Annotated in this window: 9 protein-coding genes; 5 read left to right on the top strand and 4 right to left on the bottom strand. The window is 46.4% G+C overall.

Annotated features, from left to right (window positions below):
• Nucleotides 1-571 precede the first annotated feature (571 nt).
• On the bottom strand, nucleotides 572-2,557 hold the full coding sequence (locus tag KUA48_RS05530) for a cation-translocating P-type ATPase (protein ID WP_218432426.1): 1,986 nt from the start codon (nucleotides 2,555-2,557) through the stop codon (nucleotides 572-574).
• A 237-nt stretch (nucleotides 2,558-2,794) separates the two neighbouring features.
• Nucleotides 2,795-3,232 (bottom strand): Hsp20/alpha crystallin family protein, encoded by a 438-nt coding sequence (locus KUA48_RS05525; protein ID WP_022121596.1) that lies wholly within the window; start codon nucleotides 3,230-3,232, stop codon nucleotides 2,795-2,797.
• 449 nt (nucleotides 3,233-3,681) lie between these two features.
• On the opposite strand from KUA48_RS05525, the gene KUA48_RS05520 reads away from it, so the two are divergent.
• Nucleotides 3,682-6,336 (top strand): SusC/RagA family TonB-linked outer membrane protein, encoded by a 2,655-nt coding sequence (locus tag KUA48_RS05520; RefSeq protein ID WP_218432495.1) that lies wholly within the window; start codon nucleotides 3,682-3,684, stop codon nucleotides 6,334-6,336.
• Between the two features lie 12 nt (nucleotides 6,337-6,348).
• The gene (locus KUA48_RS05515) at nucleotides 6,349-8,031 is read left to right on the top strand and encodes a RagB/SusD family nutrient uptake outer membrane protein (RefSeq protein WP_218432424.1); all 1,683 of its coding nucleotides are present in this window, start codon (nucleotides 6,349-6,351) and stop codon (nucleotides 8,029-8,031) included.
• Nucleotides 8,032-8,103: 72 nt separating this feature from the next.
• Here KUA48_RS05515 and KUA48_RS05510 read toward each other — a convergent pair whose 3' ends face one another.
• On the bottom strand, nucleotides 8,104-10,152 hold the full coding sequence (locus KUA48_RS05510; protein WP_218432422.1) for an outer membrane beta-barrel protein: 2,049 nt from the start codon (nucleotides 10,150-10,152) through the stop codon (nucleotides 8,104-8,106).
• 195 nt (nucleotides 10,153-10,347) lie between these two features.
• On the opposite strand from KUA48_RS05510, the gene KUA48_RS05505 reads away from it, so the two are divergent.
• Both KUA48_RS05505 and KUA48_RS05500 read left to right on the top strand, forming a co-directional pair.
• Nucleotides 10,348-11,871 carry a sensor histidine kinase KdpD gene (locus KUA48_RS05505; RefSeq protein WP_218432420.1) on the top strand — a complete coding sequence of 508 codons (1,524 nt, stop codon included), beginning with the start codon at nucleotides 10,348-10,350 and terminating at the stop codon, nucleotides 11,869-11,871.
• Between the two features lie 76 nt (nucleotides 11,872-11,947).
• Entirely contained in the window at nucleotides 11,948-12,679 is a 732-nt protein-coding gene (locus KUA48_RS05500) for a response regulator transcription factor (RefSeq protein ID WP_218432419.1), read from the top strand.
• A gap of 142 nt (nucleotides 12,680-12,821) precedes the next feature.
• On the opposite strand, the gene KUA48_RS05495 is transcribed toward KUA48_RS05500, so the two are convergent.
• Nucleotides 12,822-13,097 carry a hypothetical protein gene (locus tag KUA48_RS05495; RefSeq protein WP_006846406.1) on the bottom strand — a complete coding sequence of 92 codons (276 nt, stop codon included), beginning with the start codon at nucleotides 13,095-13,097 and terminating at the stop codon, nucleotides 12,822-12,824.
• 234 nt (nucleotides 13,098-13,331) lie between these two features.
• On the opposite strand from KUA48_RS05495, the gene KUA48_RS05490 reads away from it, so the two are divergent.
• The gene (locus tag KUA48_RS05490; protein WP_218432417.1) at nucleotides 13,332-14,420 is read left to right on the top strand and encodes a glycerate kinase; all 1,089 of its coding nucleotides are present in this window, start codon (nucleotides 13,332-13,334) and stop codon (nucleotides 14,418-14,420) included.
• The last annotated feature ends 4 nt before the right edge of the window (nucleotides 14,421-14,424 follow it).

Here is a 14,424-nt window from a genome sequence, read left to right as displayed (position 1 = left end):
TTCCTCTTCTCTCTACCCCAGTTTTCTTGCTCTTTTTACGAGAATCTTGACAAAATATATCAAGAAATTCCTTGTTTTACCCCTTTCATTCAGCCTTTAACCACTCTTATTTTTGCCTTCTGAAGGGGTGAAAAGTGCCATCGGAGCCACTTTTTCTTGCTTCTAGGGGCGTTTTTCTCCTCCTTTCTCTGCAAAAAAACAATCCAGCCTTTCTTGTCATTTTTGCTTGGGTAATGTGATTTTCTGTTGACAATGGAGTCTGGCTATTTAGGGGATAAGGTCGTTAAGGTCATTAAGGTCAAGGTCATTATCGGTCATTAAGGTTTTTCAATACCTTAAAAGTCCTTTACGATTTGCTATGAAAATCGCCTTTGCAAAAAGGGTGGTTTATGGGTTAAAATCAAGCTTTTTTTCGGAAAAGTGTAGCTTTTAGCCCTTGTTTTCATAGGAAAAGTGTGTTTTTTATTTGGTTATTTCGTAGGAAAAGTGTATTGGGGTATGCTTGAAAAAGGGGAAAAATATAATGGCAAGTTCCAAATTGATGCATCGGGAACCTGCCATTTTCTTTCATTTACACCAATCTCAGCCTCAGCGAATTAAGCACTACGCTTACGCTGGAGAAGGCCATCAGGGCACTTGCCCACATTGGGGTTATCTGGAAATCAATGCCGAAGATATGCAGTGCTCCGGCTGCCAGAGGGATGCAGATGATGTTGTAGATGAACGCCCAGAAGAGATTCTGCCAAATCATGTGAACCGTCTTCTGGCTCAGTTTTACGGCTTCCGGAAGTGCCAAGAGGTCGTCGCTCATCAGCGTAATCTGTGCCACATCCATCGCCACATCCGTTCCCTTTCCTATCGCCATGCTCACGTTGGCAAGGGCCAGAGCCTGGGTGTCGTTGATTCCGTCGCCCACCATCGCTACCTGCTTGCCTTCGTCCTGAAGTTTCTTTACCAATGCCTGCTTGTCGCCAGGCAGCACCTTACTCTGGTAATGCTTGATGCCGGCTTTCTCTGCCCAGTAGTGAGCCGCTTCCTCCTTGTCGCCACTCATCATATAGACCTCTATTCCCTTTTCCTGCATCTGCTTCATCGCTTCCTGGGCATGAGGTTTGAGGGTCTCTCTTGTCTCCAGATCCAAATCCTCCTGTTTGGTGAAATCAATGTTCTGGTTAGGAATGGTGAGGGTGCCTGTCTTGTCGATGACGAGGGCGTTGATCTTGTGGAGATTCTCCAGCGCCGACGCATCCTTGATAAGGATTTGCTTCTGCGCCGCCTTTCCGATGCCCACCATCAGGGCGGTAGGAGTAGCTAAGCCCATGGCGCATGGACAGGCAATGACCAAAACGGCTACGGCTGAAAGAATGGCCTGCGGAAGTGCTGCGTTGCCGCCTATTAGCCACCATATTATAAAGGTGATAAGGGCGATGGCTGCCACGGCTGGAACGAAAATCAGAGCCGCCTTATCCACGATGCGCTGCACGGGTGCCTTACTGCCCTGCGCCTCCTGAACCATTCGGATGATGTGCGCCAGGGCGGTGTTCTCGCCAATTTGCTTGGCTCTCATGCGGAGCTTTCCCTGACTCGGAATGGTGCCGGCCAGCACGTTGTCGCCTGCCTTTTTCATCGCCGGAGTCGGTTCGCCGCTGATCATTGCTTCATCTACATAGGCAGCATCGGGAGTCATGAAACTCTCTGCCTGGGTAACCACGCCATCCACCGGAATCTTCTCGCCGGCTCTTACCTCTATCATGTCGCCTATCTGAATGGTGGAAATCGGAACTTCCTCCATCTTGTAGTCGTTGGTGCCTTCTATCTTCTCGTAAGTCACCAGTCGGGCGGTTTTCGGCTGCATTCCCATCAGTTGGCGGATGCTGCTTGCCGTACTGTCCTTCGCTTTTTCTTCCAGGCATCTGCCGGTCAGCACGAAGGTGATGATCATCACGGAAGCATCGAAATAAGTGTGCCATTCTATGCCTCTCGCTCCCCAGACCATTTCTCCGAAGAAGGTGTTGAAGGTGCTGAAGAGGAAGGCGATGAGGGTGCTGAGTGCCACGAGCGAATCCATGTTTGCCGTATGATGCAAAAGCTGCTTCCAGGCGGAAACATAAAACTGTTTGCCGCAGTAGAGCAGGTTGGCGAGTGCCAGGAGCAGACAAATCTGGTTGGCGAAGGAACTCGAATGATGAGCCGAAGCAACACCATCTGAAATCATATTCTGTTCCATGCCCAGGGAAATCCATCCCATAGAGAAACTCATGGTCAGGATGGCGAAGAGCCAGGAAGCGAGGGTTCGGCGGCGCAGGAGGGTGAACTCACGGCGGTTGATTTCCTCCACGCTTCTGTCGTTTTCGATGACGAGGTCGTATCCGGCGTTGCTGATTTCCCGTTTCATATCTTCCAGAGAGATAATGTCGGGGTCATAATCTACCAGGGCAGTTCGGCTTGCCAGGGAAACCGAGGCGGAGTTAATGCCCTCGAGCGACTGCAGCTTCTTTTCAACATTGGCAGAGCATACGCTGCAAGCCATGCCTATTACTGGAATTGTTTTCTTCATCTGTTTCTTATATTAATATTCTGAAATCTATAAGCAAAAGCTTTCATGTCTGCTTTTCTGCCTGCAAAATTACATATTAATTATGGAAAAAAAAAGATTTATGGTGAAAAACTCTTGGCTGCTCCATGAAAATCATCATAATAAGGTAGATGAAAAATGCGATGTTTCAGGTAAGGGCACAAAAAAGGCAGGTTCCAAATTGCTTTGGAATCTGCCTCCATCATTTATGGGAGATGATTATTTGACTTCGATGTTCTTTGTTGTCTTAGCCTCCTCCTTAGGAGTAAGCTTTGGAATCTCGACCTCGAGTATACCATCAGCTACCTTTGCTGAAATCTTCTCACGATCAGCATCCTCAGGCAGCGTATAACACTGCTGGTAGTTGCTGTAAGAGAATTCGCGGCGCAGATAGTGCTCGTGCTTGTCTTCATCCTTGTGTTCCATCTTGTTCTCGATGGCGATGTTCAGATTACCATCGTTATCGATGTTTACACGAACCCACTCTTTCTTCAAACCAGGAGCTGCAACCTCCATGATGTAATTCTTATCTGTCTCCTTGATGTTAATGGCAGGAGCAGTAGCATTCATACGTGACATTACTTCGGTATTGAATAAAGTATCATCAAAGAAGTTACTCAACCAATCTGAATCATTATTTCTACGTGCTAACAACATAATTAAAACCTCCAAATTTTATTTTACTCGTCCTCTCGGTTCCTTACGGCTCCGTCGGGATTTCTGCTTGTTAATATTCTTGTTATTTTTTTGCTTTCGCCTCGAAACTCCGTCATTCTTCCGAACTCCTTTATCTTTTGGCTTCAGCTTTCACTCTCTGTTTTTGCAACTTATGTGCCAGCGGACTGAAAGTGGTAATGTTGGCACGAAAGGATAAATATTTTAAACTTTTCTGCCAGATGATGCGGTTATCTCAACAAAAAAGTGTAACTTTGTCACCAACTAAATAATTCCAAGAAGCTTGTTTTTTTTGAAGTTTTTTCAAGAAAACGTACTTTGAATCATACTTTTTTATTATATTTGCAATCGAAAATCGATTTGAACCTTGACTAAACGATGATATAGTTATGGAACAGAACTTAAAAAACATATTTTATGCGATGGGTGCGATGATTCTTGCACCCCAAACCCTCAGTGCTCAGTCTGTGAACATCGAAGGCTTAGACTCTCTGCGCTTATCAGGTTCGGTGAGCGTGGTGGAACCTGAACTTCTGAAGAAGGGTGTGCTCAATAATGCACTGGATGCCCTGAGCGGACAGACGGCAGGTGTTAACGTCACTACAAACGGTCTTGACCGTATCGCTATGTTGAACTCCGTCCGCGTTCGTGGTACGACTTCTATCATGGGCGGCAATGATCCTCTGGTGATTATTGATGGTGTTACATCTGATGTGGCAACGCTTGCCACAATCTATCCCGCCGATATCGAGAGCTTTACGGTACTGAAGAATGCCAGCGAAACGGCACTCTATGGTTCCCGTGGTGCTTCGGGCGTTATCCAGGTAAAGACCAAGAAGGGTACGGATAAGGGATTTCAGATTTCTTACGAGGGAAACTATGGTATAGAGGCGATGTACAAAAGTATGGAGATGCTCAATGCCGCCGAATACATAGCTGCTGCACAGAAGTATGGGCTGGAGTATAACAATAAGGGATATGATACCAATTTCCGCAAGGCGATTACCCGAACCGGAAATATCCAGAACCATTATCTGGCCTTCAGCGGTGGCACTCCGCAGAGCAACTACCGCGCTTCTTTTGGCTATATCGACCATAACACGATAATTCGGAGCAAGGGCTATCGTAATCTGGTGGCTAAGATTGATGTCACCCAGAAGGCATTTGGCGATAAACTGACGGGAGATTTCGGCGTGTTCGGTTCGTCTTTCAAGAACAATGATATCTTCGACAGTCAGATGCTTTTCTATTCTGCCGATGCCATGAATCCTACTTATCCTTATGATAAGCTGAACGGCAGTTGGGTGAAGAATGGGGCTGCATCTCAGGTGAATCCTCCCGGTGCCGTGCTCAAGGAGCGTGATGATACGAAGAATATGAACTTCAATGCTCATCTGAAGTTGAACTATGATATGACAAATTCTCTGAGTGTTTCTGCTTTCGGAGCATACAGTTATGCTTCCAACGAGAACAACCAGTTCTGTCCTACCTGGCTTTGGGCGCAGGGCAATCTCTATCGTGGGGAGTTCAAGAGCGAGGACTGGCTTGCCAATGTATCGTTTAACTATCAGCATTCGTGGGGAATCCACAATCTGAAGGCAATGGTGGGTGCAGAATATCAGAAGGATATTCGAACGGGATTCTGGACTTCTGCGAAGGGAATCACCAACAACGACATGTATTACCATAATATAGGTGCTGCTGCATCACGGCCTTTCGGTGGGACAGACAGCAAGTACGAAGATCCGACCCTGGCTTCTGTGATGGGCAATGTCGACTACACCTTATATAATAAGTATAGTCTTTCGGTTTCCATGCGTGGCGATGGTTCTTCGATGGTGGGCAATGACCATACCTGGGGTTTCTTCCCATCCGTCTCTCTTTCCTGGGATATGAAGCAGGAGAAATGGCTCCGTTCTCTCAAGGAAATTACCATGCTGAAACTGCGTACGGGCTATGGACGCTCAGGTAATCTTGGCGGAATATCTTCTTATACCACTTTGAATACGGTACGGCAGAATGGTATTGTTTCGGTGAACAGTTCTCCTACGGTTACGATGGGAATGATTAGCAATAACAATCCTGATCTGAAGTGGGAAACCCGCGCTACCTGGAATATCGGAGCTGATTTGGGATTGTGGAACAACCGGCTGGTTCTGACGGCAGAATATTACTATTCCAAGACCACCGACATGCTCTATGCCTATGATGTGCCGGTTCCGCCTTTTGCCTATGATAAACTGTTGGCAAACCTGGGTTCTATGAGCAACCAGGGTTTGGAGGTCGGCGTTTCCTTCACTCCTATCCAGAAGAAGGACATGGAACTGAATATCAATATGAATCTCTCCTGGCAGAAGAACAAACTTCTCTCGCTGAGTGGTGAATATGACGGAATGCAGATGTCGGCAGCCGATATTACTGCGATGGGTGCCTTGTCGGGTGCCGGTCAGCATGGTGGTTACAACAATGTGGTCTATCAGATAGTTGGTCAGCCTTTGGGGGTATTCTATCTTCCTCATTGCAAGGGAATTATAGAAGATGGAAATGGGCATTACCGCTATGATATCGAAGATTTGGACAAGAACGGAACCGTAGATTTGAGTGATGGCGGTGACAGATATATTGCCGGTCAGGCTACTCCTAAAGTAACGTTGGGTTCCAATATCAGTTTCCGTTATCGCGACTGGTATCTTTCATTGCAGATGAACGGAGCCTTCGGACATAAGATATTCAATGGTACGGGCTTAGCCTACACCAATATGTCGAGTTTCCCGGATTATAATGTGCTGAAGGGAGCTCCTGAGAAGAATATCGTTGACCAGAATGTTTCTGATTATTGGCTGGAGAAGGGCGATTATCTCAACTTAGAGAATCTCACGCTGGGCTATGATATCCCTATCCGAAAGGGCGTGGTGCAGTCGCTCAGAGTTTCGGCGAGTGTCAACAATCTTGCCACCATCAGCAGTTACAGCGGCTTGACTCCGATGATTAACAGCTACGTGGTGAACAGTACGATGGGTATTGATGATAAGCGGACTTATCCTGTTTACAGAACCTTCTCATTGGGTTTAAGTGTTCAATTCTAAAATCAGAAAGTTATGAAACGATATAGATTTTTATTTCTGCTGCTGGCGGCATTGTCTATGACATCCTGCCTGGACGAACATCCTAAGGATCAGTTGGACGAGGATGCCATCTATGGTTCTGCATCTGATATTTATATCAATGCCGTGGCTTCTCTCTATAATTATATAGGTGGAGCTAACGAGAGTGAGGGCATCCAGGGCACCTGCCGTGGCATTTACGATTATAATACGCTGACCACCGATGAGGCGATGATTCCGATTCGAGGCGGCGACTGGTATGATGGTGGCCTCTGGAATGCCATGTACCAGCATCGGTGGAGTGCCGATGACCAGTCTCTTTATGATACGTGGAAGTACCTTTATAAGGTTATCGTGCTGGCTAATAAGTCTTTGGATGTTATCAGCAACAAGTCGGCCCTGCTTTCTGCCGCACAGCAGGAGGAATATCGGGCTGAGATAAGAGCCATCCGGGCTATGTTCTATTACTATGCTATGGACATGTTCGGTCGGGTTCCATTGGTCCTTTCCAGTGCAGAACAGCTCCATTCCAGCCTGTTCCAAGGTCAGACAGATCGCAGTTCTATCTTCCAGTTTGTCTTTCAGGAGTTGCAGCAGGTATTGCCTTCACTTCCCGACCAGCACAGCAATAAGGAAGGCAATTATTATGGTCGCATCACCCAGCCGGTAGTCAACTTTCTGTTGGCGAAATTGGCTTTGAATGCAGAAATCTATATGTATGATGACTGGACCCAGGGTTATGCGAGCCGTCCGAAGGGAAGTGACATTCATTTCTCTGTGCCGGCTTCTGATGCCTCTTTGCGCAATGGCGATAAGGTGGACTGCAGGAAGTTGAATGCCTGGGAAACCTGCATTTATTATTGTGATAAACTGGCAGAAGAAGGCTATGTCCTGGAGTCGGATGATTCATTCAATTTCTCTACGCATAATGAGACATCGAAGGAGAATATCTTCACGATTCCGATGGATAAGAATATCTATACCAACCAGTTCCATTATCTCTTCCGCTCTTACCATTATACACATGGCGGTGTTTTGGGATGGGGAAGTGAGAATGGCACCTGTGCTACGATTTCTACGATGAAAGCCAATCATTATGGCGAGGCTGATGAAGATGCCCGTTGCAAGATGAACTTTGTGGCGGGAGTGGTAAAGGTAGATGGTCATGAACTGCTGATGGATAATGGAAAGCCGTTGGAGTATCAGCCTTTTGAAGTGGCTCAAAACCTGACCAACAGTAAGTTTGTCAAGACGGCTGGAGCGAGGATGGCGAAGTATGAGGTGGATAGAACCTCTTATATGGACGGCAAGTTGCAGAGTAACGACATAGTTCTTTTCCGATATGCAGATGTTTTATTGATGAAGGCAGAGGCAAAGGTCCGAAACGGAGAGAATGGTGATGAGGAGTTGAATAGGATTCGTGCCCGTGTGGGAATGCCTTACCGTAAGGCTACGCTCGATAACATTCTGGAAGAGCGGTTGCTGGAGTTGGTATGGGAAGGATGGCGTCGTCAGGATCTCATCCGTTTCGGCAAATTCACCGGTGCCTACGATCTCCGTACGCCTCTTCAGGGTGAATCCTCCGGCTACACCACCGTCTTCCCGATTCCTCAGAAATGCATCGATTTAAATTCTGAATTGGTACAGAATAAGGGATATGTCAATATTTTGAAGTAAAGAAACTTGAATAGTGTAAGAAAAGAGAAAAGCTCGCCAGGACTTTGATGGTCTTGGTGAGCTTTTCTCGTTTTATTTCCCGAATCTGGAAGTATCTACTTCTTCATGCTGCTTGGCCTTGTAGCCGCCGAAACGATAGGTGAGGGAGAGGCCGATGATTCTGCCAAAGTACATTTTGTTGATGACGTGCTGACCTCGATAGGTATCATGCAGATGGTTGTCGCCCGTCTCGAAGATGTCGTTGCAGTAGGCTTTCAGCTGAAGCTTGTCGTCCTTGAGAGGCTTCCAGGTGAGGGCTGCGTTGAGATAGCCTGAGGCTGGGATGTCGATGATTCCTTGGATGGCGTCGGTACGAACGGAAGCATCGAGGTTGAGAAGCACATGCTTGCCAAAGAGAAAAGTGCCGTTCCACTGGGATAGACAGAACCATTTGCTGCGGTCGAATGGAAGATCATAGAATTGGGAATTCTTGTCGTTCTGATAAACGCCAGTAAAAGTAAGGCGATTCTGCCACCAGTTGCCTATGTTGATTGGGGCTGTGAGCATCAAACCTACCTGGTTTACATGGTCGAAGTTGACATGCTTGTATTCCATCTCCTTCTTCGTGTCGCTCTGGTAAGGAAGCTGACGGAATTCATCTTTCGAGTTGTTGAAGAAGAAACTTGCCACATATCTGCTGTGCAGAATGTAGGTAAGCGAGAGGCTGAGGTCTCGTGAAGGCTTCAACGTCGGGTTTCCTACAATTTTTCCATATCCGCCCGCATTATAGGTGGTGAAGTTCTTCACCGACCAATAAGTAGGGTAGTCTCTGTCGCAATCCAGGTCGAATTGGATGATGTGTCCAGCCTTTGGAAGATAGGTGATGGAGAGTGTAGGGAAGAGGTTCCACTCATTCCAGATTGGGGTGTGGTAATATTCTTCCATGAGCGATGCTTCCATCGTGAGTTTTTGTCCGAACGACTTGCTGGCTCCGATGTAGAAACTCATTTGGTCTTCGTTTTGAAAGGTGTTGCCATCAAAAGACTTGTTGTTGTTCTCCTGCGAGCTCTTGTCTCTTGATGTGGTGTAATTGATGCCGTAGTTCAAGCCCCAGTCTTTTCCTAAGTCGTGCTCCTGCTTGAGGTAAGCGTGCCATTTGTCGATTCGCTGCTGGCTTGTGATGTCGTAGATTTCATCGTAGAGACTGCTTTTTAGCCATTGTTCATCCGGTGAATTATAATAGGTGTATTCTGCTCCTGCCGAGAAACCGAATGGTGTGGAGTAATCCAGACGGAAATTATGAAACTGACTCTTGGCATGGATTCTGAGAAGGGATGTGAAATCGCCATCATCCTCTGAAGTTCCTCTCGTGTTATTGAATTGTGAGGTGTAGGCAAAGCTGAGCTGATGATTCTTCGCCAGATGATAGTTGATTCCCAGTCGGATGTTATGGTTGAGATGGCGTTTGTTGTTGTCGCTATGTGTAGAGAAGGCATAGGAAGTGCCATCCGTCAAGGTGTGGGCAAACTCATTTTCATAATAATAATATCTCTTGCCATGACCGAAGGAGTAGAGCATGTCTATTTCCCATTTCTTATTGGTGAAGAGCAGGGAGGCGCGCTCTGTGTAACTGTTGCGGTTCTGGTGGGTGTAGCCGCCGAAGAACTCGCCTTGCAGGGAGTGAAAGCCTGTGTTGTGCTTCAGCAGGAGGTTGATGACCTGTCCCTTTACCTGATAGCGGGCTGGGGCAGAATAGATGACTTCGGCGTTGGCGATGCGGCTGGTAGGAATCGTTTTCAGAAGCGAATAGAGCTGTTCGCTGGTCATGGTGGAAGTTTTGCCGTCTATCATCACGGTTACGGATTGGGCGTTGAGAGTCAAGGCTTCATCTTGTTCGCTCACGCCAGGCAGTTGCTTGATGGCTTCATAGGCATTATCCACCGGATGGTTTTTGATGAGTTGAGGCAGGTCATAGTTTAATGCCGCTCCTTTCACCTTTACGATAGGTCGGTTGCCTTTTACCATCACATCGGGGAGGGAATGGATGATGCTGTCCATTCTCAGGGAATCATTTTTGTTTCCTTGTGCCCAGCCGGCAAGACTGATCGCCAGGCAAGCGCTTAATATAACCAATCTTTTCATATTCTTCTTATCTTTTTATCGTTCTTTCGGAAAAAAAAGCTCCCGATTTCGGTTGCAAAAGTACTGTAAAAATCTCGTGTCAGCAAGGAATTTTGATTATCAAGTCTTATCAGAAGTGTTATTTAGTCTTATCAAATCAGAAATAATTCCCTGAAAAGTATCTTACTTATCTTCTTTTTTATTACTTTTGCAAGCATGAAGTTACATCTTAAATACATAGTTACGCTCGTCATCACGGCTCTGGTCTGCATCTTCGCATATCAGACCTATTGGCTCGTGGGGCTTTATCAGTCTCAGGAAAAGGAGGTTGAAGCGAAAATTAAGGGTGGAATGGAGTACGCTCACTTCATGGAGATGAAGAAGCGAATCGAACGATTGCGCAATGATGATAAAGGGCCTCATAGACAACTGACGGGTACTGTTGCTTTTTCTATGGATGAAGACGATGATATTGATCAAAAGGTAAAGGTGAAAAAGGTTCGTGGAGGAAAGATCGTTCAGTCTGTTCAAACAACTTTTACCAAGCAAGAGAAGCGTCGTGAAGATGACAAGGACCAGGAATTGATGATGATGATGTCGGGCAAGCTGGCAACTATGGTGCAACAAGCGCTGTTTGGCAAATTGAATGAAATCGCCAAACCTGACATCAATGACTATGACAGTGCATGGGTTGCCAAGATGCTTTCAGACAGTTTGTTGGTGGGCGACGATATTCATCCGCTTCCGCATCAGATTCAGCTTTTTGCAGAAAAGAAGGTTTTGGCGAAAGTGACGACGAAGGGGTATGTGCCTTCCGCCAATGCCAAGCAATACCAATATGTGGTTTGTAATGAGGGGGAGGCGAATGAGGAGAAATATGTCCTTACCCTAGAGCCGCTTACGATGACTGTGCTCAGCCAGATGGCAGGCATCCTTGCCACATCGCTCTTCATCATGCTCATCCTGGCTTTCGTCTTCTGGTTCCTGATTCATACGATGCTCAAGCAGAAGACGCTTGATGAGATGAAAAGTGATTTCACCAATAATATCACGCACGAATTGAAGACTCCGATAGCCGTAGCCTATGCTGCCACCGACTCCCTGCTGAACTACGGAATGCTCCAGCATCCTGATAAGGCGCGCAAGTATCTCACCATCGCCCAGAAGCAGTTGAAGACGCTCAGCGGATTGGTGGAACAGATTCTGTCGATGAGTATGGAACGACGGAAATCGATGCTTCTCAATATTGTGGAAGTTCCAATGAAGGAGGTGATTGAACCATTAATCTCCCAGCATCAGCTGAAAGTGAAATCAGAAGAAAGAACGGATAAAAAGGTGAATATTTCGTTGTCCGTAAAACCGGAAAATCTGATGGTTCATGCCGACCGGATGCATTTCTCAAACATCGTGAGCAATCTCATAGACAATGCCATCAAGTATTCTGAAGATAGCGTGAATATAGAAATCAAGGCTTTCCAAAAAGCCGAGGATGAAGTGCTGGTTTCCGTATCAGATAATGGAATCGGTATTGACCACGATAAATTGCCTTATATTTTCGACAAGTTCTATCGGGTGACGGATGGCAATAAATATACGGTCAAGGGCTATGGTCTCGGCCTTTTCTATGTCAAGAGCCTGATGGAGAAAATGGGCGGTTCTGTTTCCGTAGAAAGCGATCCGGGAAAAGGAAGCTGCTTTACCCTGCATTTTCTTAAAGGTAAAAAGGTAAAAGGAACCTAGTCCCCTTTGCACCCCCGTTCCCAGCGATTCCATCGCTGGTCTCCCAAGTCTTAATCTTAAAAGTAAAAAGTAAAAAATGAATAAGATAAAAGTATTACTGGTAGAAGACGAAACATCCTTGGCGATGATTCTGAGCGACACCTTGGAGGCGCAGGGCTTCGAGATGCGCACTGCGCATGATGGCGAAGAGGGGCTTCGTATGTTTGATGACCAGAAGCCTGATGTGCTGGTTGCGGATGTGATGATGCCCAAAATGGATGGTTTCGAGATGGTGCGCCGTATCCGCAAGACAGATTCCCGTACTCCTGTGCTTTTCCTCACGGCTCGTTCGGCGGTGAATGATGTGGTAGAGGGATTTGAATTGGGTGGCAATGATTATCTGAAGAAGCCGTTTGCCATCCAGGAGCTCATCGTCCGTATTAAGTCGCTTTGTCATCGGGCTTCTGCAGGAAATATTTCTTCTGAAGAACAGGAAGGGGGGAATGTTTCTCCTGATAATCCGGATGCTGCTGATCAATGGCTCTCCATCGGTCGTTATCGCCTGAATGTTACCAGTCAGATTCTGCAGTTGGATGGTAAAGATACAGAACTGTCACATCGTGAATCAGAAATCCTTCGCATGCTTGTGGAGAGCAAGAACAATGTGGTAGAGAGCAAGGATATTCTCCTGCAACTCTGGGGCGATGACAGCTTCTTCAATTCCCGCAGTCTCCATGTTTTCATCACCAAGCTCCGCCACAAGTTATCTGCCGATGAAAATATCAGAATCATCAATGTGAGGGGAATTGGGTATAAAATGATTTGCTAGAATCTTGTAAAAGAACTATTCTTCCTATCCATCAACAAGCGCATCGAATGCTTCTTTGAAGTATTTGTCGAACCACTCGGCTGGGTGATCTGTTATCTGATGCTTGCCTGATTTCTCGATGTGAATGGCAACACATAAATAATTAATGGAGCAAGTAACTCATTTTCCCCTTTCCTGGAGCTGCAACTTGTTTTATGATAGTATATTCGCGTGTCGCAAAATCAAGAGTTGCTTCTACATCGCTTCCATCAGGATTAGCAAGATAGGTTTTTCCGTTTTCAAAATACGGCACGGAAATACCTTTCGCCCACGCTTCCAGGTAGATTCGTTCCACCTCATCGTGTACGGCATTGTTGATTTCCCGAATCGTCTTGCCATTCGAGAGTCGCCAACCTTCTATTTCTTCATATTTGCACATAAGCCTTTAACCTTTAGAAAACCTTTGAAAAATCTACTGCAAAAATACGAGGAATCTTTTTAATAGCCAAATGTTTTAACCTCTTTTTTCTATCAGCTCTTATCTGAAGCATCTGTTTTTGAAAGTTTTTCCAAAAAAGGTTTGTGGTTTCAGGAATAATGGCTAATTTTGCGGGCTGAAAGGGAAATCGCTTGATAGGCGATGATTCTTGGAATGATATAATATAAATAGGATATGGATAGGAAAAATGATGGCCTCAGACTGATGGATGGGGCTGGATATAAGAAGATAATAATTGCTTGCGACTCTTATAAGGGTTGCCTTTCGAGCAGAGAGGTAAATGAGGCGATTGCTTCGGGAGTGAAGGAATGGAATGCGGATGCTGCTTCTTCCGAAATTATTACCCTGGAAATGAGTGATGGTGGAGAGGGAATGCTCGATGCTTTTCTTTCGGCGATGAAGGGAGAGCGAGTGAGGATTCATGCCCATGATGCGCTGATGAGATGGATTGAGGCGGAATACGGAATCGTGGATGATACGGCGATTATCGAGATTGCGCAGACCGCCGGACTGGCTCTGATTGAGCCTGAACAGCGCAACCCGATGAAGGCTACTTCCTGGGGCGTGGGCGAGATGATTATGAATGCTTATCGCCGGGGCGTGCGACGTTTCATCGTGGGCTTGGGTGGCAGCGCCACATCCGATTGCGGCATTGGAATGCTCAAGGCGATGGGCGACGACTGGAAGAAAATCCGCCAGGAATGCAGTTTTGTGTTGGCTTCGGATGTTACCAACCCGCTTTGCGGCGAAAATGGGGCGGCTCATGTTTTTGCCCCTCAGAAGGGAGCTGATGCTAAGATGGTGCAGATGTTGGATGATAGGGCGAGGAAGTTTGCCGAGGTAAGTGCCAAGCATTTCGGATATGATAGAAGTGAGGCTCCTGGGGCTGGTGCGGCCGGAGGACTGGGTTATGCTTTCCTGCAATATTTCAATGCAGAGGCTCGTCCAGGGGCTGAACTGCTTTTAGAGAAAATAGAGGTTGATGTGCTCATTCAGGATGCTGATTTCGTGATTACGGGCGAAGGTCATAGCGACCGTCAGACCTTGATGGGGAAGTTGCCGCAAAGAATTCTGGAGCATGTTACCAATCAGAAAATCTGGCTAGTATCGGGCGGAGTTAGCGATAGAAAGGCTATGCTGGATGCAGGATTTGATAGAGTTGTTCAGGTTACTCCTGAAGAAATGCCATTGGTTGAGGCGATGAAGCCAGAAGTGGCTCGTAATAACATAATAAAGGCAATTCGTGAGCAATTTGCTTTGTAGTTTC

This window comes from Segatella copri (genome assembly GCF_019249795.2).
Taxonomy (GTDB): Bacteria; Bacteroidota; Bacteroidia; order Bacteroidales; family Bacteroidaceae; genus Prevotella; species Prevotella copri_B.
Note: the sequence above shows the minus strand (reverse complement) of the source record. Positions and strands in the feature narration are given on the sequence as shown.